Genomic DNA, 20,633 nt, shown 5'->3' with positions numbered 1-20,633 from the left:
GAGCGGGCGGTCGGGGACACGTCCGCACCGCAGGCTCCGAGCCGGGGCGCCGGGGACGAGTCCGCACCGGAGCTCCCGAGCCGGGGCGCCGGGGACGAGTCCGCACCGCAGGCTCCGGGCCGGGGCGCCGGGGAAGAGTCCGCACCGGAGCTCCCGGGCCGGGGCGCCGAAGACGGGGCCGGGGCCAGGGCCGCCATCCAAGGCCGCAGGCGGCGCGGCACAGCCGCCACCCTCACCCTCGTACTCCTCGCCGCCCTGCTGCTCCTCGCGCTGCTGTCCGCCGGGATCGGGGCGTACGAGATCCCGCTCGGGGACGTGCTCGCCTCCGTCCAGCACCGCCTCGGCCTCGGCGGCCACGCCCTGGAACGCTCCGCCGAGAGCGTCCTGTGGAACATCCGGCTGCCCCGGGTCGTCCTCGCGATCCTCGTCGGCGCCTCGCTCGGCTGCGCGGGCGCCCTGATGCAGGGCGTGTTCGGCAATCCGCTCGCCGAGCCCGGCGTGATCGGCATCTCGGCCGGCGCGGCCGTGGGCGCGGTCGGGGCGATCGCCCTCGGCCTCAGCTTCCTCGGCAACTGGACGGTGACCGTCTGCGCGTTCGCCGCCGGGCTCGCGACCGTGCTCCTCGTGTACGCGATGTCCCGTGCGGGCGGCCGTACGGAGGTGGTGACGCTGATCCTCACCGGTATCGCGGTGAACGCGTTCGCGGGGGCGCTCATCGGGCTGTTCATCTTCTTCGCGGACAACGCGCAGATCACCCAGATCACGTTCTGGCAGCTCGGTTCGCTCGCCCAGGCCACCTGGCCCAAGGTCCTCGCCGTCCTGCCCTGCGCTCTGGCCGGGCTGGCCGTCGCCCCGTTCCACGCCCGCAAGCTGGACCTCCTCGCGCTCGGCGAGCGGCCCGCCCGGCACCTGGGTGTCGACGTCGAGCGGCTGCGGATCGTCCTGATCCTGGTCGTGGCGCTGCTCACGGCCGCCGCGGTCGCGGTGGCGGGGATCATCACCTTCGTCGGCCTGCTGGTCCCGCATCTGCTGCGGATGGTGAACGGGCCGGGCCACCGCTTCCTGGTCCCGGGCAGCGCGCTCGGCGGCGCGGTGGTCCTCGCGGCCGGCGACCTGGCGGCCCGCACGGTCGCGGCCCCGGCCGAACTCCCCCTGGGCGTCCTGACCGCCCTCTTCGGCAGTCCCTTCTTCTTCTGGCTGCTGCGCAGGACCCGTCGTAGGCAAGGTGGTTGGGCATGAGCTCCGTTCTGTTCCGCGGTCTTCTGGGCCGGCGTACGCGCGAGCGCCCCGCGCCCGTGCCCGCCGGGGAGGTCGTCGCCGAGGCGCGGGAGCTGCATGTCGGGCTCGGTGGGCGGGAGGTGCTCGGCGGGGTGGACATCGGTGTACGGGCCGGTGAGGTGCTGGCCCTGGTCGGGCCCAACGGGGCCGGGAAGTCGACCCTGCTGGGCGCGCTCGCCGCCGATCTCGCACCCACCGGGGGCGAGGTGCGGATCTGCGGCCGGCCCGCCGCCGGCTGGTCCGCGCCCGAACTCGCCCTGCGCCGGGCCGTCCTGCCGCAGTCCGCCGCGCTCGCCTTCCCCTTCCCCGTCGCCGAGGTCGTCCGGATGGGCCGGGCGCCATGGGCCGGGACCGGGAGCGAGGACGAGGACGAGGCCGCCGTCGCCGAGGCGATGGCCGCCACCGAGGTGGAGGAGTTCGCCGCCCGCCCCTTCTCCGCCCTCTCCGGCGGCGAGCGCGCCCGCGTCGCCCTGGCCCGCGTACTCGCCCAGCGCACCCCGCTGCTCCTGCTCGACGAGCCGACCGCGGCGCTCGATCTGCGCCACCAGGAACTGGTGCTGCGCGTCTGCCGTGAGCGTGCGGCCGCCGGTGTCGCGGTCGTGGTCGTGCTGCACGACCTCGGTCTCGCCGCCGCGCACGCGGACCGTGTCGGGGTGCTGCACGGCGGCCGGATCGCCGCCGACGGGCCGCCGGTCGAGGTCTTCGACGAGGAGCTGCTGAGCCGGGTGTACCGGCAGCCGGTGGAGGTCCTTCCGCATCCCCGGACCGGCGCGCCCCTCGTCGTACCCCGAAGGGCGAAGCGGACAATTCCCCCCACTTGACCTGTCGTTGACCTCCCCATGGGTGGGTCATGAAGTCCCTGTGATCCCCCTGTGTCCCCCGCGCGGAACGTGAGAGCCGAATCACTGAACGGGCGGGTATGACCCAGGTAAGGCTCAGTTAAGTTAGGTCCGCCTCAGTCCGCCCCGCCCTTTCCTGGAGCCCCTATGCGAGCCGTCCGCCTCTCCGTCGCCACCGCCGCCGCCACCGCGGCGGCTCTGACCGCCGTCACCGGCTGCGCCGAGAAGAGCGACGCCAAGGGCGGCGACGGCGCCGTCCAGGTCGTCGCCAAGGACGACTCGTGCGAGGTCTCGAAGAAGGAGTTCCCCGCCGGGCACGTGAAGCTCGCCGTCGAGAACCGGGGGACGAAGGTCACCGAGGTCTACATCCTGTACCCGGACGACCGGATCGTGACCGAGCGCGAGAACATCGGCCCCGGCACCAAGGCCACCATCACCGCCGAGGTCAAGGCCGGTGCGTACGAGATCGCCTGCAAGCCCGGCATGAAGGGCGACGGCATCCGCCAGAAGGTCACCGTCACCGGTGGGGCCGCGGCCGCCGAGCGCTCCCCCGAGATGGACGCCGCCGTCGCCGCCTACCGCCAGTACGTGCAGGCGCAGGCGGACCAGACCCTGCCGAAGGTGAAGGTCTTCACCGACGCCGTGCGCGCCGGTGACATCGAGGCCGCGAAGAAGGCGTACGCCGACTCCCGTATCGGCTGGGAGCGCACCGAGCCGGTCGCCGAGTCCTTCGGCGACATCGACCCGAAGGTCGACGTCCGCGAGGACGGCCTGGAGGAGGGCCAGGACCCGGCGAAGGACTGGACCGGCTGGCACCGCCTGGAGAAGGCGCTGTGGCAGGACAAGAAGATCGGCGACGCCGAGAAGAAGCTCGCCGACACCCTCGACAAGGACCTCGCGGACTGGGTGAAGCGCGTCGGCAAGGCCGACATCACCCCGACCTCGATGGCCAACGGCGCCAAGGAGCTCCTGGACGAGGTCGCCACCGGCAAGGTCACGGGCGAGGAGGAGCGTTACTCCCACACCGACCTGGTCGACTTCAAGGCGAACGTCGAGGGCGCCCAGAAGTCCTTCGAGCTGCTCAAGCCGGTCGCCTCGAAGAACGACCCGAAGCTCGTCGCCGAGCTCGACAAGCAGTTCGCGGCGCTGAACACGCTCCTCGACAAGTACCGCACGGACAAGACCGGCTACGTCTTCACCTCGTACGACAAGGTCGGCAAGGAGCAGCGCAAGGAGCTGTCGGACGGCGTCAACGCGCTGGCCGAGCCGCTCTCCAAGCTCGCCGCCGCGGTCGTGAAGTAGCAGGGGATCCCACCATGTCCGAAGCGAACGACACGAACGACACGAACGAGACCACCGCGACCACCGCGAACTCCGCAATCACCCCGAACTCCGCGGCCTCTGCGACCACCGCGACCTCGCGGCGCACCGTTCTCGGCTGGGGAGGCGCCGGGCTCGCGCTCGGTGCCGCCGCGGCCGGCGGCGCCGTCGCCCTGGCCCGTACCGGGGACACCACCGCGCCCGTCGCCGACAGCGGCTCGGCCGTCCCCTTCCACGGCCCCCACCAGGCCGGCATCGCCACCGCCGTCCAGGACCGGCTGCACTTCGCCGCCTTCGACGTGAAGACGAAGGACCGTGCCGAGCTCGTCCAGCTCCTGAAGGACTGGACCCGCGCCGCCGAGCGCATGACGGCCGGTCACGAGGTCGGCGAGGGTGCCTACGGCGGCCTTCCGGAGGCCCCGCCGGACGACACCGGCGAGGCCCTCGGCCTCAAGCCGTCCCGGCTCACCCTCACCATCGGCTTCGGGCCCTCCCTCTTCGACGGGCGCTTCGGGCTGAAGGACCGCCGGCCGGGCGCCCTGGTGGAACTGCCCAAGTTCCCCGGCGACAACCTGGACCCGGCCCGCAGCGGCGGCGACCTGTGCGTCCAGGCCTGCGCGGACGACCCGCAGGTCGCGGTGCACGCCATCCGCAACCTCGCCAGGATCGGCTTCGGCAAGGTCGCCGTCCGCTGGTCGCAGCTGGGCTTCGGCAAGACGTCGTCGACGACGCCCGAGGCGCAGACCCCGCGCAACATGATGGGCTTCAAGGACGGCACCCGGAACATCGCCGGCACCGACACCGCCGCGCTCGACAAGCACGTGTGGGCCGCCGGGAAGGACGGCTCCGCGTGGATGGCGGGCGGCTCGTACCTCGTCGCCCGCCGGATCCGGATGAACATCGAGACCTGGGACCGCACCTCGCTCCAGGAGCAGGAGGACATCTTCGGCCGCGACAAGCGCGAGGGCGCGCCGGTCGGCAAGGCCAAGGAGCACGACGAGCCGTTCCTGAAGGCCATGAAGCCGGAGGCGCACGTCCGTCTCGCGCACCCGGACTCCAACAACGGGGCCACGATCCTGCGCCGCGGCTACTCCTTCACGGACGGGACCGACGGCCTCGGCCGTCTGGACGCGGGCCTGTTCTTCCTCGCGTACCAGCGGGACGTCCGTACCGGCTTCATCCCGGTGCAGACCTCGCTGGCCCGCGCGGACGTCCTCAACGAGTACATCCAGCACGTGGGTTCGGCCGTCTTCGCCGTCCCGCCGGGCGTCCGCGACACGGACGACTGGTGGGGCCGGGCGCTGTTCGCGTAGCCCCGTGGAGACAGAGGAGGGGAAGCCGTGTTCGGCAACTATCTGATCGGCCTGCGCGAGGGCCTGGAGGCCAGTCTGGTCGTCTGCATCCTCGTCGCGTATCTGGTGAAGACGAAGCGCCGCGACGCCCTGAAGCCGATCTGGCTGGGCATCGGGGTGGCGGTCGGTCTCGCGCTGGCCTTCGGCGCCGGGCTCGAGTTCGGCTCGCAGGAGCTGACCTTCGAAGCGCAGGAGCTGCTCGGCGGTTCGCTCTCCATCCTCGCGGTGGTCCTGGTCACCTGGATGGTCTTCTGGATGCGGCGTACGGCCCGCCATCTGAAGGCGGAGCTGCACGGCAGGCTGGACGCGGCCCTCCAGGTGGGCACGAGCGCGTTGGTCGCCACCGCCTTCCTGGCGGTGGGCCGCGAGGGCCTGGAGACCGCGCTGTTCGTCTGGGCGTCGGTGCGGGCCTCCTCGGACGGTACGTCCGCGCCGCTGATCGGTGTGCTGCTCGGTATCGCGACGGCGGTGCTGCTGGGCTGGCTGTTCTACCGGGGCGCGCTCCGGATCGATCTGGCGAGGTTCTTCACCTGGACCGGCGGCATGCTGGTCGTGGTGGCGGCGGGTGTCCTCGCGTACGGCGTGCACGACCTGCAGGAGGCGCGCTTCCTCGACGGGCTCGCGAACAAGGCCTTCGACGTCTCGGCGACGATCCCGCCGGACAGCTGGTACGGGACGCTCCTGAAGGGCGTCTTCAACTTCCAGCCCGATCCGACGGTTCTTCAGGTCACGGTGTGGGCGCTCTATCTGATCCCGACGCTCGCGCTGTTCCTGGCCCCGGTAGGGTCAGGTCCGTCCGTGCCGGTGGAGGAGCAGAAGGCGACCGATGAGAAGGCTGAGGCGACCGTCGACGCGACCGTCGAGAGGACTCGTGGCGACGACGGCGGCGACCGTGCTGGCGCTGACGGCGAGCGGCTGCGTGACGGTGCACGGCGAGCGGGAGCTGCTGCCGGCGGCGACGAAGGCTGAGGCCGAGCAGGCCCTCAAGGACTTCACCGACGCGTACAACAAGGCGGACAAGGCGCATGACCCGGCTCTCGACGCGGCCCGGGTCACGGGCCCGCTCGGGGCGATCAACCAGGCGGGGCTGAAGTCCCGTTCGATCACCAGTCCGGGCGGGAACCCGGATCACCGGCCGCTGGAGCTGACGGACGCGAAGTTCATCCTGCCCAAGAAGGCGGGGTGGCCGCGCTGGTTCGTCGCGGACACCGACTCCAACCGGGACACCGACCAGGGCAGCGCCGACAACCGCTGGTTCCTGGTCTTCGTGCGCGGCGGCTCGGACCAGCTGTGGGAGGTCGCGTATCTGGCGATCCTGACGCCGGACGAGATCCCCGTGTTCAAGACGGACGGCGAGCACGCGGTGCCGGTCCCCGCGGACTCCGCGGAGCTCGCGGTCGCCCCCAAGGACCTGGGCTCGCGGTACGTCGCCTTCCTCGGGGGCGGCGAGCAGGGCCAGTTCGCGGCGGGAACGCACACCACCGTGTGGCGGGAGGAGCGGCGGAAGAACGGCAAGCGGGTGGGTCTGGCGACGCAGTACGTCGACCAGGTCACCGACGCCGGAGACTTCGCGCCGCTGGCACTGGCGACCGAGGACGGCGGGGCGATGGTCTTCTTCGCGACGCGCTACTTCGAGCAGCAGACCGCGGCGCAGGGCTACCGGCCGAAGGTCAGTGCCGATGTGAAGGCCTTGATGACGGGCGAGGTGAAGAGCACCGTCACGAAGGAGTGGGTGTCGAGCCAGGTGGTGCTCGTGAAGCCGGCGGGTGCGGAACGGGACGGGGTCACGATCGCGGGCCGGCTCCAGGGTGTGACGGCGGCGAAGGGCTCGTAGCACCTTCGTCACGGGCCCCCGGTGGGTGGCACTCAGCGCCAGGCGATCTCGTGCTCGTCCTGCCGCTCCTCCCGCTCGGCGGCGTGCCGTGCGCAGGCGTCGGTGAGGGTCTCGAGCAGGTTCAGCGGGTCGGGCAGGGCGTGCTCGGGTCCGCGGACCCAGGTGACCTCCGGATGCTCGTCCTCGTCACCGATGAGCCGGGCCGGCGGTACAAGCACATAGCTGCCGCGGCAGTGCCAGCGCAGCCCCGGGTGCTCGTCCATGGTCTCCGGATGGCAGTCCAGCTCGCAGGGCCACCACTCGTCCTCGTCCTCGGGGGTGCCGCGCGTCGCCGTGAAGAAGAGCATCCGGCCGCCGTCGCCCGCGCTCTCCGCGGACTCGGCGACCGGTCCGACGTCGACGCCCTGGTCGAGCAGCCGCTCGAGCGCGGCGCGGCCGGCGTCCAGGGGGACGTCGAGGACGTCGTGGACCATGCCGGTGGCGGTGACGAAGTTCGCCTCGGGCTCGTTGCGCGCCCAGCGCTCGATCTGGGGACGGTCGGTGGTCGACTGGGTCTGCCAGGCGAACGAGACGGGGTGCCGGGCGGGGGTGGGACAGCCGATGCGTTCACAGGAACAGCGGTAGCCGACGGGGTACGCGGCGGGGGCCAGGGGAAGTCCGGCGTCGGCGATGGCCAGGAGCAGCTTCTCGCGGCGGTTGTCGTCGTCGGCGGCGGTGCGCTTGGGACGCCTGCGCAGCCATTGCCCGAGTTTGCTCCCCGTGCCGCGGTAGCGGCCGATACCGTCGCCCATCTATCCCCTCACACCTGCGCTCGTCACACCTGCGCTCGCCCGTTCGGCTCTGCCCATGGTCGCATCTTCCCGCGCTCCAGGTGACCGGAGTCCCCAACCGGGGTACGTGACGGGGTCACGCCCTGGACGTGAGTCCGCGCAGCGCGTAGTCGACGAGGGTGTCGGCGTAGGCGTGGGTCAGCGGCTTGGTGCGCAGCAGCCAGCGGTGGTTCAGGGGGCCGACGAGGAGTTCGAGGGCGATGCGGGGGTCGACGGCGGGGTCGATGTCCCCGGCGGCCTGGGCGGCCTCGATCCGGCGTACGTAGTGCTGGAGCTGGGGTTCCAGGAGCCGCTCCACGAACTGGGCGCCGAGCTCGGGGTTGACGATGCCCTCGGCGGCGAGGGCGCGGGAGGGGCCGTCGTACGTCGGATCGTTCAGCTCGTCGACGGTGGCGCGCAGGACGTACTTCAGGTCGGCGGCGAGGTCGCCGGTGTCGGGGATCTCACTCTCGGCGTCGCCGCCGAGCGCCTCATTGGCCCGGTCGGCGAGGTCGAGGAAGGCGTCGAGGAGGACGGCGGCCTTGGAGGGCCACCAGCGGTAGATGGTCTGCTTGCCGACGCCGGCGCGGGCGGCGATGCCCTCGATGGTCGTCTTCGCGTAGCCGGCCTCGGCGACGAGGGCGAGGGCGGCGTCGTAGATGGCGCGGCGGGAGCGTTCGCTGCGGCGGGAGGCGTCGGGGGTCTTGGGTGCGGGGCTCTTGGAGGCGGCGGCCTTGGGCGCGGGGGCCTTGGGTGCGGGCATGGGTCCAATCTAGCAGTGGGCGAGACGCGGCGTCTCGCCTCCTGATGTTCGGTGGAACCACCCGAACGGTTCACTGCGCGGAGGCGGTGGAGGGCGGACCATGGGCTCCGTCCGACGACTGTTCTTCCGTCCGTGAGGAGCCCTCATTGCGCCTGACTCCGCGCGAGGCCTCGCCCCGCCGTTATCTGATGTGCCCACCCACGCACTTCGAGGTGACGTACTCCATCAACCCCTGGATGGACCCCACGAAACCGGTCGACCTGCCGCTCGCCCTCGCCCAGTGGGAGGACCTGCAGGCCCGATACCGCTCGCTCGGCCACACCGTCGAGCTGCTGGACCCGCATCCGGGCCTGCCGGACATGGTCTTCGCCGCGAACGGCGCGACCGTGGTGGACGGCCGGGTGCTCGGCGCGAGGTTCGCCTATCCGGAGCGTACGGACGAGGCGGCGGCGCATCTGGACTGGTTCCGCGGGAACGGTTACGCGGAGGTACGGGTACCGGAGCACGTGAACGAGGGCGAGGGCGACTTCGCGGTGACCGCGTCGTGGATCCTGGCCGGCCGCGGCTTCCGCTCCAGCCCGCTCGCGCACCACGAGGCGCAGGAGTTCTTCGGCCGCCCGGTGATCGGCCTGGAACTGGTGGACCCGCGCTACTACCACCTGGACACGGCGCTGTGCGTCCTGGACGCGGAGGGCGACGAGGTCATGTACTACCCCGGCGCCTTCTCCCCCGGCAGCCGGGCCGTCCTGGCCCGGCTCTTCCCCGACGCCCTGCTCGCGACGGAGCGCGACGCGGCGGCGCTCGGCCTCAACGCGGTGAGCGACGGCCGTCATGTCCTGCTCCCCCAGGCGGCGGTGGGCCTGTTCGCGCCCCTCCGTGACCGGGGCTTCGAGCCGCTGGGCATGGATCTGACGGAACTCCTCAAGGGCGGCGGCAGCGTGAAGTGCTGCACCCAGGAGCTCCGCCCCTGACACCGCCCGGGGCGGCCCCTGCCACCGGTCGGGCTATTCCGGGGGCCAGGGGTCGCCCCACGCCGCGTCCCTCGCCGCCTTGTAGAGGGGCCCGTGACGCTTGGCGACCGTCTCGCGGGTCAGGCCCGTCTCCTCCGGGCCGCACAGGTCCAACAACACCTGCCCCTTACGGATCTGGGGCTTCCGGGTCACCCGGGACACGGCCGGCACCACGGGGAACCTGGTCGCCGCGACGTAGCTGAACTTCTCGTCCTCGTACGGCAGCGAGCCGCCCTTCACCTGCCGGTGCAACGAGGACCTGCTCACGCGCGTCGCGAAGTGGCACCAGTCCGCGCCCGGCTCGATCGGGCACGCGCCACTGTGCGGGCACGGGGCGGCCACGGTCAGCCCCGCCTCGACGAGGAGCGAGCGGGCCGCGATGATCCGCTCGTAGCCGTCGGGCGTGCCGGGCTCGACGATCACGACGGCCTGCGCGACGCGCGCCGCCTCGGCCACGAGCGCCCGGCGGTCGGCCTCGGTCAGCTCCTTCAGGACGTACGAGACCGTCACGAGGTCCGTGTCGTCGAGCTTCAGGGCCCCGCTGATCCGGGCCCGCCGCCACTCGGCGTCGAAGACGCCGTCCGCCAGCTCCCGCCCCAGGGCGAGCGCGGGCTCGGCCCAGTCCAGGACCGTCGTCCGGGCCGTGGACTCCCACGCCTCGGCCACCGCCCAGCTCGCCGCTCCCGTGCCGCCGCCGATGTCGGTGTGCGTGGCCGGCTCCCACGCGGGCGCCGCGTCCCGCAGCGCGTCGAGCGCCGCCCGTACCGCCTCGAACGTCGCCGGCATCCGGTACGCGGCGTACGCGGCGACGTCGGAGCGGTCGCGCAGGACGGGGGCGTCGGTCGGGGTGGTCCCCCGGTAGTTGGCGATCAGCCGCTCGACGGCCTGAGCGGCCTGGCGCGGCGGCAGCCCGTCGAGAAGCCCGGCGAGGGAGGCGCGCAGCGTGTCACCGGAGGCGAGGGAGGGAGAGGCATTCACCTCCACATTTTAGGCGCGCCACCGATCCCGGCCGGTGCCGCGTCCCCCGCCACCGCCCCGACCGGTGGTCGGCTCCACGCCGCCCGCATCGGGGCCGCAGGATCGAACATCGGACCGGACCGCGACACCGCCCCGAGCCGCCGGGCTGAGCCACAGACCGCACCCGGCGCCGAAGCCGAACCGCCGGACCGAACCGCCGGGGCCCGGAGGGCCGTCCGGCCGTCGGGCCGCGCGACCGCAGCGGCGATCGCCCCGAGCCGCGGCGGGCGACGGCCCGCACGCGGCGCCGCCGGCATGGTGCTCGCCGCCCTCGGCCGTGAGGCCGTGATCGCGCTCCTCGCCGCCGGCTGCCGGGCGTCAGGCGTCAGGCGTCAGGCCCGGGGCTGCCAGGGGCGGCACAGGACCAGGAAGCAGCCGAGCGCGGTGACCGCGCACGCCAGCTGGACCACTGCCATCGGCACGGCGGTGGCCTCACCCGCGATGCCGACGAGCGGTGAGGCGATCGCCCCGATGAGGAAGGACGAGGTGCCGAGCAGCGCGGACGCGGAGCCCGCCGCGTGCGGGGTCCGCATCAGGGCCTGGGCGTTGGTGTTGGGCATGGCCAGACCCATCGCCGACATGAGGACGAAGAGACCGGCGGCGACCGGGGCCAGGCCCACCTTCCCGAACACCCCGGAGGTCATCAGGACCAGCGCCACAGAGGCGAGCAGGATCACGCCGAGGCCCGTGCCCAGCGCCTTGTCCAGGCTGACCCGCCCGACCAGCAGCTTGCCGTTGATCTGGCCGACGGCGACGAGGCCGACGGAGTTGAGGCCGAAGAGCAGGCTGAAGGTCTGCGGCGAGGCCCCGTAGATCTCCTGCACGACGAACGGCGAGGCGGAGATGTACGCGAAGAGCGCGGCGAAGGCCAGGCCGCCCGCCAGCATGTAGCCGGTGAAGACCCGGTCCGCGAGCAGCCCGCGCATCGTGCGCAGCGCCTCGCCGACCCCGCCCGCGTGCCGCCGCTCGGGCGGCAGGGTCTCGCCGAGGAACCTCCACACCACCACCGTGAGCAGGACGCCGATGACGGTGAGGACGTGGAAGACGCCCCGCCAGTCGGTGATCCGCAGGATCTGGCCGCCGATGAGCGGGGCGATGATCGGGGCGACGCCGGAGATCAGCATCAGGGTGGAGAAGAACCGGGCCATCTCGACGCCGTCGTACAGATCGCGGACGACGGCCCGGGCGATCACGATGCCGGCCGCGCCCGCCAGGCCCTGGAGCAGCCGGAAGCCGATGAGCAGTTCGACGGAGGGGGCGAGCGCGCAGACGGCGGTGGCGGCGACGTACACGAGCATGCCGACGAGCAGCGGCCGGCGGCGTCCCCACTTGTCGCTCATGGGGCCGACGACGAGCTGGCCGAGAGCCATGCCGGCGAGGCAGGCGGTGAGCGTGAGCTGGACGGTCGCGGCGGGTGAGCGCAGCGACTCGGTGACCTCCGGCAGGGCCGGCAGGTACATGTCCATGGAGAGCGGCGGCAGCGCCGTCAGACCGCCGAGGACAAGAGTGACGAGCAGCCCGACGCGGCGGGCGGCGGCCTTCGGTACGGCGGATATGGGGTCCTGGGTGGTGGTCCGGCCGCTCTCCGGCATCGACAGCTCCATTTCGTTGAATCCTTCCCTATGCTCTCAGCTCGTCGAGAGAAGGGGTGGGGCACATGGGTGGGACCGTGCGGTGGGGCGTGCTGGCGACGGGCGGGATAGCGGAACGGTTCACCGCCGACCTGCGGTCCATGCCGGACGCGGAGGTGGTGGCCGTGGCGTCCCGTACGGAGGCGTCGGCGAAGGCGTTCGCGGATCGCTTCGGGATATCCCGGGCGTACGGGGAGTGGGCCGCGCTCGTCGCGGACGAGGACGTCGACGTGATCTACGTGGCGACACCGCACCATGCGCACCGGGCGGCGGCCGGGCTCGCCCTGGAGGCGGGCAAGGCGGTCCTCTGCGAGAAGGCTCTCACACTCAACGCCCGTGAGGCGGAGGAACTGGTCACGCTCGCCCGGGACCGTGGTCTCTTCCTGATGGAGGCCATGTGGATGTACTGCAACCCGCTGATCCGGCGGGCGGCTGAGCTGGTCCGGGACGGGGCGATCGGCGAGATCCGTACCGTACAGGCGGACTTCGGGCTCGCGGGCCCGTTCGCGCCGGACCACCGGCTGCGCGATCCGGCGGTGGGCGGCGGGGCTCTGCTCGATCTCGGCGTCTATCCGGTGTCGTTCGCACAGCTACTGCTCGGCGAGCCCGACTCCGTCCAGGCGCACGCCCTGCTCTCGCCGGAGGGCGTCGATCTGAACACGGGGATGCTGCTCGGCTGGGCCTCCGGGGCGTCCGCCCTGCTGTCCTGCTCGATCGTGGCGGACACGCCGCTGACCGCGTCCGTGACGGGCTCGGAGGGCCGGATCGACTTCCCGCGCGGCTTCTTCTTCCCTGAGCGGTTCACGCTGCTGCGCAACGGACAGGAGCCGCGGGAGTACGTGAACGAGGACGATCCGCACTCGCTGCGGCACGAGGCGGCGGAGGTCATGCGCTGTCTGCGGGCGGGCGAGACGGAGTCGCCGCTCGTCCCGCTGGACGGTTCGCTGGCGGTGATGCGGACGCTCGACGCGGTACGGGACCGGATCGGCGTCCGCTATCCGTCCGAACTGGCGGTCACGCCGGCTTGAGCCCCGGGTCTCCCGCCTCCGTGACGTAGGACGCGGCGGTGGTGACCGGGGCGCCCGGGGTCGTCACGGCCGCGACCGTACGGAAGTCGGCGCGGGCGCTGTCCTCGCCGAGCGCGATCGTCACATAGCCGCGCCGCCCGGTGACGGTGAGGAAGCGGCGGCGGCCGAAGTGGCGGGCGGCGGCGCGGAGTTCGTCGCCGTGCTGGTGAACGTATGTCATGTACGCCTCCCCAGGCGGATGTTGTCCGTCCGGTATTCGAGGGGGCGGGACGACCTCACGTTGTCGGGTACAGAACATCCACGTGTCGGACGGATGAGTTCATGGGGCACACGTCTGCCGTACGCTGCGCGCCCATGAGTACTGAGTCGCGCGTCGCAGTGGTGACGGGAGCGGGTTCGGGCATCGGCCGCAGCGTGGCGCGTGCCCTGGCGGAGGCGGGCTGGTCGGTGGCGCTGGCGGGCCGCCGGCGGGAGCCGCTGGAGGAGACGGCGTCGTCCATCTCGCCCGGGGACGCCCTCTGTGTCCCGACGGACGTGACGTCACCGGAGGCGGTGACGGCCCTCTTCGATGCGGTACGGGACCGGTTCGGCCGGGTCGACCTGCTCTTCAACAACGCGGGCACGTTCGCGGGCGGCGGCGTCCCGGTCGAGGACCTGGACCACGAGACCTGGCGCTCGGTGGTGGACGTGAACCTGACGGGCGCGTTCCTGTGCGCGCAGGCGGCCTACCGGGCGATGAAGGAGCAGTCCCCGCAGGGCGGCCGGATCATCAACAACGGCTCGATCTCGGCGCATGTGCCGCGCCCGCACTCGATCGCGTACACGGCGACGAAGCACGCGATGACGGGCCTGACGAAGTCGCTGTCCCTGGACGGCCGCCCGTACCGGATCGCCTGCGGTCAGATCGACATCGGGAACGCGGCGACGGAGATGACGGCGCGGATGCAGACGGGGATCCTGCAGGCCAACGGGGAGCTGGCGGCGGAGCCGGTGATGGACGCGGCGGACGTGGCGGCGACGGTGGTGCACATGGCCGGCCTGCCACTGGAGGCGAACGTGCAGTTCGCGACGGTGATGGCGACGGCGATGCCGTACATCGGGCGAGGCTAGGGGAGCCCGGAGACGGGGCCGGAGACGGGGCCGGAGACGGGGCGGGAAACGGGGCCGGGGCCCGCGAGGGGCCCCGGCTCGACCGAGGGCTACGCCTGCCCGGTCTCGAAGCGGGCGATCTTCCCGCCCTCGACGACGAAGCGCCAGCGGGTCCGCATCTCGCCCCAGGTGTCGTTGCGGAAACGGGCGACGAGCGAGTGCCCGTCGTCCTTGACGGACTCGATCTCCATGTGGCCGCGCGAGGAGAAGATCTCCTTCTCGGTCCACTCCTCGAGGTTCCGGTCCGACCCGTCGTCGGACATGGAGGCGCCGGGGGCCAGGGAGGCCTGGAAGGCGACACGGTCATTGGCGTTGAGCGCGCTGACGAAGGCGCGCACGGCGGGGTCGCTGAGCTTGTCCACGGGGATGGTCATGGCTTACCCGTACACCGGGCGCCCCGGATCCCCGTGGACCTCGGCCGGGAATGTGGCGCGCGTCAGTGGACGGACTCGGCCACCTGGGCGAGCAGGCCCCCGGCCTCCGCCTCGGTCAGGACGCGTTCCAGGACCAGCTCTCCGGTCATCCCGGGGAAGAACCGGCCCGCGTCCCAGGAGCGCCGGTACGGGGCGGGATCCACGACCGCGACGCGTACGCCGTCCACGACGGGGATGTCGGACGGGTTGCCCTCGTTCCAGATCCACTCCCCGTCGGCGCCGACGAGGTTGAAGGACCCGGTCGTCGGAGTCGTCCCCGGCTGGTCCCTGCACTGGGCGACGGCCTTCGGGGACGGCGCCTCACCGGCGTCGGCGAGGAGGGTGTGCAACTGGAAGTTGTCGCCGATCCCGGACATGCGCGACAGGAATCCGGCGCCGGTCGCACGCTCCAGGGCCACCAGCGGCTCGTCGTCCAGGACGGCGACGGCGTAGGAGAGGCACTTGAACGTCTCGCCGGAGGCCTCCTCCACGCGTGCCGCGACGGCCCTCAACTCCTGCTTTCCGGCAGCCTTCAGCCGTACGTCCTTGGAGTTGAGCATCGCGACGCAGGCCATCTCGTACTGCGGCAGGGCCTGCCAGGCCATGACCGGCTCGAACCCGACCCGTTCGACGTCCTCGTCGGTCAGCTCCTCACCCTCGTGGGCCGGCAGCTCGCCACGGCCCGCGTCGCGCCAGCGGGCGCGGAACACCTCCGCCGCCTCGAACGCGTCCCGCGCCCCCGCGAACACGGCGGGCGCACAGGCGGCGGCGTCGGCGCCCCGCTCCACACAGGCTCCGACTATGACGGCGACCACCCACCGCGGCCCCGGGGGCACGTCGGCGAGGAGCGCCGCCAGCCGGGGCCCCGGCCTCCCCCAGCTCCTCGGCCCGGGCCCGGCCGAAGGCCTGGAGCCGCCCACGCCCGAATATCATGCGCGCACCCTACCGAGGGCGTTGAGCTGGCAGTCTTCAGCCTCATGACCGAACCCTGGAGCACCGTCGACCGCCTGGCCGCCTGGATCGCCGCGCATCACACCCTCCCGCCCGAACAGGACGTCCTGCTGCGTGTCCTGAAGCTCTCGGAGGAGGTCGGCGAGGTGGCGGAGGCGGTGATCGGCGCGACCGGTCAGAACCCCCGCAAGGGCATGTCCCACACGTGGCAGGACGTCGAGTCCGAGCTGTGCGACGTGATCATCACGGCGATGGTCGCCCTGCGCACGCTGACACCGGACGCGGCGGAGGTGTTCGCGGGGCACCTGCGGCGGGTGGCGGAACGGTCCCTGGAGGAGTGAGGGGTGAGGAGTGAGGCGTGGGGAGTGACCAGCTGACGGCGCAGCGAGAAGCCCCCACCGGGCGGTGATCCCGGCGGGGGCTTCTCGGAGTCGGAGGGCAGACGAGCCGGGCTGTACGCCGGGGACTGTCGGCGCAACGCTATGACCTGCATAAACGTGCAGGGATGGTGCTTCCGTGGCTACTTTGATGGCTACTTAACAAGACGTCCCCGCCCGGATCGGCCCGGACGGGGACGTCGTCACTCCTGAGATCAGACGGCCCCTTCAATGCGTTCGAAGATGTCCGCGTCCGTCTCCCGCTGCCAGACCGGCAGGTCGGACCAGTCGGCAACATACCCGGGCTTCGGGTTTTCGAAGTGCCTGAACATCTGGGCGGTCCAGCAGATCGCGACGAATCGACCCTTCTGCTCACGGGTGAGCCGGGCCGCATGCCCGCCGCTGACCTCGATGAAGTCGCGCACCTGCCCGTACACGGCGGTGGCGGCTTCGCGCTCCCACGCGGGTGTCTCGTCCCACGGCGTGACGTAGCCGGGCTTGGGCTCGCCGGGGTAGTGCTTGTTCACACCGTCGATCCACGCCTCGCGGAAGATCCGGCCGTCATTCATGCGCGTGTCCCTCTCGTCATGCGGTGCGCGGAAGCGCCGCGATTCGGTGATCAAGAGTCGAGACTCGGTCATCGGACATGAGCGGGGCAAGACGCCCCCGAAGCCCGTCCAGCTTCTTGCCGATGAATCCCGAATTCGACCGGTCGGCCAGTCCGAGTGCTTGCTCCGCGTAGTGCACGATCTGGTCGACGTCCCGCCTGTGCGCCCCGAGCACGGCGAGGTCGCTCAGAACAGCGGCACGGCGACGCAGGGACAGAGGCTGGGCAAGGGCCGTGGTGAGCGCTTCCTCGGCGAGATCAGGGCGGCCCAGTTGGAGGTAGCAAGCTCCTCGCTCCTCTGCCAGGCGGGAGCCGTCGAAGCGGAGCCAGCCGCCGTTGTGGGAGTGAGCGCCGTCGAGGGCGTGCACTTTCTCTGCTTCGTCAAGAGCCCGGTTGCATGCGTCGAGGTCGCCCACGGCGGCGTACGCCTGCGCCTGGACGGCCGCGACCCAGTGACGGGTGGAGAGAGTGTCGTCGCCCCTCCGGGCGATGTGGAAAGCTGCCGCGAGTAGGGGCTGGGCGGCGTGCGCGCGGCGCGCGTACAGCTCGACGTACGCGTGGCGGGTCATGGCACAGGCCCACAGGTCGTGGGCGCCACCGGCGTAGGCCGCGTTGGCGGCCAGTGTGTAGCACTGCGCGGCGTCGGTGTACCTGTTGGCGTCGAAGAACAGCTCACCGACGAGCTGGTAGACGTCGGCTGTCATCCGACACAATCGGGACCGCTCCACAGCAGTACGGGTCTCGGTCAGCCCCTTCGCCATCACATCGAGCTGTGCGCGCACCGCAGGGAAGACGACCTGCTTGGAATCTGATAGCGCGTAGACATGCCAGAGGCTGCGGGGTAGGGCGTCCCCTGTCTCCAAGAGCGTCGATACTGCCCGCCCTCGGGCGGCCTCACCGTGATCGGGAAGAGCGACCAGCGCACCCGTAACGGCGAGCAGGCCCAGGACTTCGCGGCGCTTCATGTCGTCATCATCACCATGGAGGAGGGGTGGAGCAGCGGAGAGCCCGGCTGTCTCGGCCGGCTGTTCGTCGGAGAGAAGGGCTTCCAGCTCGGGGAGGGTCACTCCCAACAGCTCTGCGATCTTCGGCCGTTGGTGGGGACGCGGGGTGGCGCGACCACTTTCCCAACGGACCACGGTGGACGCGGCCACCGAGAGCGCTTCTGCGAATTCCTCCTGAGAGTAACCCCGGGCCGCGCGCCGTTCCGCAAAGTGCTTACGCCTCGACGTCATAGGTCTCCCCTCACGAGAACCCTTTCACGCACTCATACCCGCCACGTGCCAACGCCTGGAAAACGCCTGGGTATTGCGCGAGGTCCGCTCTGGGAGAAGGTAACGGATCGTCGTTCACTGGTCACACGCCGCTCGGAGGCCGAAGGACCCTCCGGGCAGCTCCCACTGAGAGGAGCGACCCCGTGACGACCTCCGGACTGCCCCGCAGGAACCCTGGCGCCAGTGGCCGAACGTACACACCGCCGGAGCCCCGGCCTGGTGCGCCGAGCCGGGCTCTGCGGGTACGGGCGGCCGGCGGCTGGGAGAGGTTCATGCGCCGCGTCGAGGCCCGGCAGGAGCCGGAGGAGTGAACCCGGTCGGTTCCGACGGCTACGAGCATCACCCGCTCCTGGACACGCGTGTCCGTGACATCGCCTCGCGCGGGGAGGGTGTGCTCGTCGCCGTCACACACGAGCTCCACAGCCACGGCACGGTCCGCATCGCGCACATCCGGCCCGCGTCCGGAGTCGAGTGGACGACCGCGGCCGACAACATCCAGGCCGCCCGCCCCTGAGCCGCGGCCCGCAGATCGCCGTCCGCGTCTCCTGGCGCAGACGAATTCCGGCACCACACCCTTCAACACAAGGAGTCTCATGACCACCTCTGTCGAACTCTCCTCCCCCACGCGGCCGTGGGGTGCGGGCCGACTGGCGCCCTACCCGACGGTCGTCCGCCGACCCCACGCCACGGTCGCCATCGACCCCACGACGCAGCTCGGGGTGTTCCGCGACCGCGTCGGGCAGGTGGTCGAGATGGGCAAGCACGGCACCAGCTCCGGCACCGAGACCTCCACGACGACGAACTCGGACTCCCAGAACGACCAGGGTCACGATCAGGACAGCACGCAGGACTGATGACCATGACCGAGGAGAGGCCGGTTCTGGTGGCCACCGAGGCGGACGACATCACCGCCGACATGGTGATCACCGAACTCAACCGGCGCCATGTGCCGGTGGTCCGGTTCAACCCCGCCGACATCGGCAAGGACCTCACGGTCTCGGCTCGGTTCGGCACCTGCCCGGCCCCGGTGGTCGGGCAGGTGCGCACCCCGTCGAGAACCGCTGATGTGACCCAGGTCCGGTCGGTGTACTGGCGCCGCCCGGAATGGCCCACGTTTCCCCACCTGTCCGCTGACGACTCCCGGTTCGCGGCGGCACAGGTCCGCTACGGACTCGGTGGCACCCTCTACGCCCTGGGCGGCCCGCTCTGGGTCAACCACCCGCTGCGCATTGCCGCGGCCGACTACAAACCCGCGCAGCTCGTTCTCGCCCAGCAACTCGGCTTCACCATCCCTCCCACCCTTGTCACCAACGCCCCGGACGAGGCCCGCGAGTTCGTCCAGGCTCAGAGGCAGGCGATCTTCAAGACGCTGCGATGGACCCCCTACACGCGTGACAGCGTGCCGGTGACGGGATGGGCTTCCCCTGTCACCCCCGACGAGATCGACGACAGCGTTCGGGTCGCGCCCCACCTGTTCCAGGCCCGCGTGGACAAGGTCGCCGACGTTCGCGTACTGCTCGTAGGCCGGCATACGTTCGCCGTACGCATCGACTCCGACCTCCTGGACTGGCGCAAGGACTACAGCGCACTGACCTACACCGTGGAGCACCTTCCCGACCGGGTGGACCAGGCGCTGCGCGCCTACCTGGACCGACTGGATCTGGTGTCGGGAAGCTTCGACCTCGCGGTCGACCGGGCGGGGGACTACTGGTGGCTGGAACTGAATCCCAACGGACAGTGGGGGTGGCTGGAGACCGAGACCGGCCTCCCGATGTCCGCTGCCTTCGCCGACCTACTCGCACAAGGAGACCGCCGATGACCGACCCGGCATCCGAGCGACGCCGCATGGCCACCGTGCTCGTGAACGAAGGCGTCCTGAAATCCCCCTGGCTGCGTGCGGCCGTCGAGACCGTCTCCCGTGAGCGGTTCCTCTGCCCAGGAGTGTTCCTGGACGAGGGGCGGACCTGGCGGCCCGTCACCGCCGCCGACACGGACCCGGACGAGTGGCTGAAGATCGCATACAGCATCGACACCCTCACCACCCAGCTCGACGGCCACCTCACCGCCGACCAGGCCGGCGAACCCGTCGTGGGCGTGCCCACGTCCTCCTCGACCGCCCCGGCCACCGTCGTCGGCATGATCGAGACCCTGGACCTCACGGTGGGTCACCGAGTCCTGGAGATCGGTACGGGCACCGGTTACTCCACAGCTCTGATGTGCCACTACCTCGGCGAGGACAACGTCACCACGGTCGAGGTGGACACACAGGTGGCCACCCGGGCGGATGCTGCTCTCGAAGCCGCCGGCTTCTCGACGTGGACGGTGACGGGCGACGGGCTCCTCGGCCACCCGTACCGGGCACCGTACGACCGGGTCATCGCCACCTGCGCGGTCCGCCGCATCCCGTACACGTGGATCAGGCAGACGAGGCCCGGAGGCGTTGTCCTCGGTACGGTCGGCTCGTGGCCGTGGGGAACCGGCCTCGCGAAACTCGCCGTCGGCGATGACGACACCGCCGAGGGCTCGATCGTCGGGCGCTCCTCCTTCATGCAGGCGCGGGCCCAGGTAGTGGCCCCCGTGGCTGGCGATCTCTCCGCCTGGACCGCGTACGTGGACAGTGAGCGGCCCGCTCTGCTGTCCCCTCTCGTCCTTGAGGAATGGATGCCCGCCTTCCTGGCACAGTTGGCCGCGCCCGGCACTCAGTTCGTCCGCGCGACGGACGGTGACGGGTCGCCCTTGCGGTACCTATTCGATCCGGAGAAGGAGTCGTTCGCCGAGTTCGTCGTCGACGGCGAGAGCTGGACCGTCCGCCAAGGCGGGCCCGTGGCCTTGTGGGACGACGTGGAACGTTCCCTCGTCGCCTGGCAGGACGCCGGGGCGCCGGAGATCGACTCCGTACGGCTCCGTGTGACGCCCGCGTCCCACCGATACTGGATCGACCAGGTCCCCTCCCTACGCTGGGAGCACCGGATCGCCTGACC

Annotated in this window: 24 protein-coding genes; 15 read left to right on the top strand and 9 right to left on the bottom strand. The window is 71.5% G+C overall.

From position 1 onward, the window contains the following. Positions 1–195 precede the first annotated feature (195 nt). The 6 genes from FDM97_RS08280 to FDM97_RS08255 all read left to right on the top strand — a co-directional run bounded on the left by FDM97_RS08280 (position 196) and on the right by FDM97_RS08255 (position 6,623). Complete coding sequence (locus tag FDM97_RS08280) at positions 196–1,239, top strand: FecCD family ABC transporter permease (RefSeq protein ID WP_137994724.1); 1,044 nt, start codon at positions 196–198, stop codon at positions 1,237–1,239. Beyond that, positions 1,236–2,099, top strand: a complete 864-nt coding sequence (locus tag FDM97_RS08275) for a heme ABC transporter ATP-binding protein (protein ID WP_137989601.1) — start codon at positions 1,236–1,238, stop codon at positions 2,097–2,099. The genes FDM97_RS08280 and FDM97_RS08275 overlap by 4 nt, the downstream gene beginning before the upstream one ends. Positions 2,100–2,264: 165 nt before the next feature. Continuing rightward, positions 2,265–3,419: an iron uptake system protein EfeO gene (gene efeO / locus FDM97_RS08270; RefSeq protein ID WP_137989600.1), complete on the top strand. Its 1,155-nt coding sequence runs from the start codon at positions 2,265–2,267 to the stop codon at positions 3,417–3,419. Between the two features lie 14 nt (positions 3,420–3,433). Next, positions 3,434–4,750: an iron uptake transporter deferrochelatase/peroxidase subunit gene (gene efeB, locus FDM97_RS08265; RefSeq protein WP_254705533.1), complete on the top strand. Its 1,317-nt coding sequence runs from the start codon at positions 3,434–3,436 to the stop codon at positions 4,748–4,750. Positions 4,751–4,777: 27 nt separating this feature from the next. After that, positions 4,778–5,758: an iron uptake transporter permease EfeU gene (efeU, locus tag FDM97_RS08260; RefSeq protein WP_137989599.1), complete on the top strand. Its 981-nt coding sequence runs from the start codon at positions 4,778–4,780 to the stop codon at positions 5,756–5,758. Next, positions 5,661–6,623: an SCO2278 family lipoprotein gene (locus FDM97_RS08255; protein WP_137989598.1), complete on the top strand. Its 963-nt coding sequence runs from the start codon at positions 5,661–5,663 to the stop codon at positions 6,621–6,623. The genes efeU and FDM97_RS08255 overlap by 98 nt, the downstream gene beginning before the upstream one ends. Positions 6,624–6,655: 32 nt before the next feature. Here the strand turns inward: FDM97_RS08255 and FDM97_RS08250 are convergent, their stop codons facing one another. Beyond that, positions 6,656–7,414 carry a bifunctional DNA primase/polymerase gene (locus tag FDM97_RS08250; RefSeq protein ID WP_137989597.1) on the bottom strand — a complete coding sequence of 253 codons (759 nt, stop codon included), beginning with the start codon at positions 7,412–7,414 and terminating at the stop codon, positions 6,656–6,658. Positions 7,415–7,529: 115 nt separating this feature from the next. Next, complete coding sequence (locus tag FDM97_RS08245; protein ID WP_137989596.1) at positions 7,530–8,195, bottom strand: TetR/AcrR family transcriptional regulator; 666 nt, start codon at positions 8,193–8,195, stop codon at positions 7,530–7,532. A gap of 146 nt (positions 8,196–8,341) precedes the next feature. Here FDM97_RS08245 and ddaH point away from each other — a divergent pair, with 146 nt between their 5' ends. Further along, complete coding sequence (gene ddaH / locus FDM97_RS08240) at positions 8,342–9,166, top strand: dimethylargininase (RefSeq protein WP_349775378.1); 825 nt, start codon at positions 8,342–8,344, stop codon at positions 9,164–9,166. Positions 9,167–9,199: 33 nt separating this feature from the next. Here the strand turns inward: ddaH and FDM97_RS08235 are convergent, their stop codons facing one another. Then, positions 9,200–10,183 (bottom strand): small ribosomal subunit Rsm22 family protein, encoded by a 984-nt coding sequence (locus FDM97_RS08235; protein ID WP_137989595.1) that lies wholly within the window; start codon positions 10,181–10,183, stop codon positions 9,200–9,202. A gap of 371 nt (positions 10,184–10,554) precedes the next feature. Continuing rightward, positions 10,555–11,814 carry a Bcr/CflA family multidrug efflux MFS transporter gene (locus FDM97_RS08230; protein WP_137994721.1) on the bottom strand — a complete coding sequence of 420 codons (1,260 nt, stop codon included), beginning with the start codon at positions 11,812–11,814 and terminating at the stop codon, positions 10,555–10,557. 65 nt (positions 11,815–11,879) lie between these two features. Between FDM97_RS08230 and FDM97_RS08225 the strand changes: the two genes are divergently transcribed. Then, positions 11,880–12,881, top strand: coding sequence for a Gfo/Idh/MocA family protein (locus tag FDM97_RS08225; protein WP_137989594.1), 1,002 nt, complete (start codon positions 11,880–11,882; stop codon positions 12,879–12,881). Here the strand turns inward: FDM97_RS08225 and FDM97_RS08220 are convergent. Then, complete coding sequence (locus FDM97_RS08220; protein WP_137989593.1) at positions 12,868–13,101, bottom strand: hypothetical protein; 234 nt, start codon at positions 13,099–13,101, stop codon at positions 12,868–12,870. The genes FDM97_RS08225 and FDM97_RS08220 overlap by 14 nt on opposite strands. A gap of 134 nt (positions 13,102–13,235) precedes the next feature. Here FDM97_RS08220 and FDM97_RS08215 point away from each other — a divergent pair, with 134 nt between their 5' ends. Beyond that, positions 13,236–13,991, top strand: coding sequence for an SDR family oxidoreductase (locus FDM97_RS08215; RefSeq protein ID WP_175439063.1), 756 nt, complete (start codon positions 13,236–13,238; stop codon positions 13,989–13,991). A gap of 89 nt (positions 13,992–14,080) precedes the next feature. Here the strand turns inward: FDM97_RS08215 and FDM97_RS08210 are convergent, their stop codons facing one another. Together FDM97_RS08210 and FDM97_RS08205 are read right to left on the bottom strand one after the other, a co-directional pair. Next, positions 14,081–14,404, bottom strand: coding sequence for a nuclear transport factor 2 family protein (locus tag FDM97_RS08210; RefSeq protein WP_137989591.1), 324 nt, complete (start codon positions 14,402–14,404; stop codon positions 14,081–14,083). Between the two features lie 62 nt (positions 14,405–14,466). Then, the gene (locus FDM97_RS08205) at positions 14,467–15,258 is read right to left on the bottom strand and encodes a hypothetical protein (protein WP_137989590.1); all 792 of its coding nucleotides are present in this window, start codon (positions 15,256–15,258) and stop codon (positions 14,467–14,469) included. 162 nt (positions 15,259–15,420) lie between these two features. Between FDM97_RS08205 and FDM97_RS08200 the strand changes: the two genes are divergently transcribed. Beyond that, positions 15,421–15,735 (top strand): MazG-like family protein, encoded by a 315-nt coding sequence (locus tag FDM97_RS08200; protein ID WP_137989589.1) that lies wholly within the window; start codon positions 15,421–15,423, stop codon positions 15,733–15,735. Positions 15,736–15,986: 251 nt separating this feature from the next. Here FDM97_RS08200 and FDM97_RS08195 read toward each other — a convergent pair whose 3' ends face one another. Then, positions 15,987–16,340 carry a hypothetical protein gene (locus FDM97_RS08195; protein ID WP_137994720.1) on the bottom strand — a complete coding sequence of 118 codons (354 nt, stop codon included), beginning with the start codon at positions 16,338–16,340 and terminating at the stop codon, positions 15,987–15,989. Positions 16,341–16,356: 16 nt separating this feature from the next. Next, positions 16,357–17,613, bottom strand: coding sequence for a helix-turn-helix domain-containing protein (locus FDM97_RS08190; protein WP_137989588.1), 1,257 nt, complete (start codon positions 17,611–17,613; stop codon positions 16,357–16,359). A gap of 182 nt (positions 17,614–17,795) precedes the next feature. On the opposite strand from FDM97_RS08190, the gene FDM97_RS35710 reads away from it, so the two are divergent. The 5 genes from FDM97_RS35710 (at position 17,796) to tgmC (ending at position 20,631) form a co-directional block, all read left to right on the top strand. Beyond that, positions 17,796–17,963 carry a hypothetical protein gene (locus tag FDM97_RS35710; RefSeq protein ID WP_175439062.1) on the top strand — a complete coding sequence of 56 codons (168 nt, stop codon included), beginning with the start codon at positions 17,796–17,798 and terminating at the stop codon, positions 17,961–17,963. Then, positions 17,960–18,166: a hypothetical protein gene (locus tag FDM97_RS08185; RefSeq protein ID WP_121832497.1), complete on the top strand. Its 207-nt coding sequence runs from the start codon at positions 17,960–17,962 to the stop codon at positions 18,164–18,166. The genes FDM97_RS35710 and FDM97_RS08185 overlap by 4 nt, the downstream gene beginning before the upstream one ends. A gap of 79 nt (positions 18,167–18,245) precedes the next feature. Then, positions 18,246–18,506 carry a putative ATP-grasp-modified RiPP gene (gene tgmA, locus FDM97_RS08180; protein WP_137989587.1) on the top strand — a complete coding sequence of 87 codons (261 nt, stop codon included), beginning with the start codon at positions 18,246–18,248 and terminating at the stop codon, positions 18,504–18,506. A 5-nt stretch (positions 18,507–18,511) separates the two neighbouring features. Continuing rightward, positions 18,512–19,471 (top strand): ATP-grasp ribosomal peptide maturase, encoded by a 960-nt coding sequence (gene tgmB, locus FDM97_RS08175; protein WP_137989586.1) that lies wholly within the window; start codon positions 18,512–18,514, stop codon positions 19,469–19,471. After that, positions 19,468–20,631: an ATP-grasp peptide maturase system methyltransferase gene (tgmC, locus tag FDM97_RS08170; RefSeq protein ID WP_137989585.1), complete on the top strand. Its 1,164-nt coding sequence runs from the start codon at positions 19,468–19,470 to the stop codon at positions 20,629–20,631. Before tgmB ends, tgmC begins: the two co-directional genes overlap by 4 nt. The last annotated feature ends 2 nt before the right edge of the window (positions 20,632–20,633 follow it).

The organism is Streptomyces vilmorinianum (genome assembly GCF_005517195.1).
Taxonomy (GTDB): Bacteria; Actinomycetota; Actinomycetes; order Streptomycetales; family Streptomycetaceae; genus Streptomyces; species Streptomyces vilmorinianum.
Note: the sequence above shows the minus strand (reverse complement) of the source record. Positions and strands in the feature narration are given on the sequence as shown.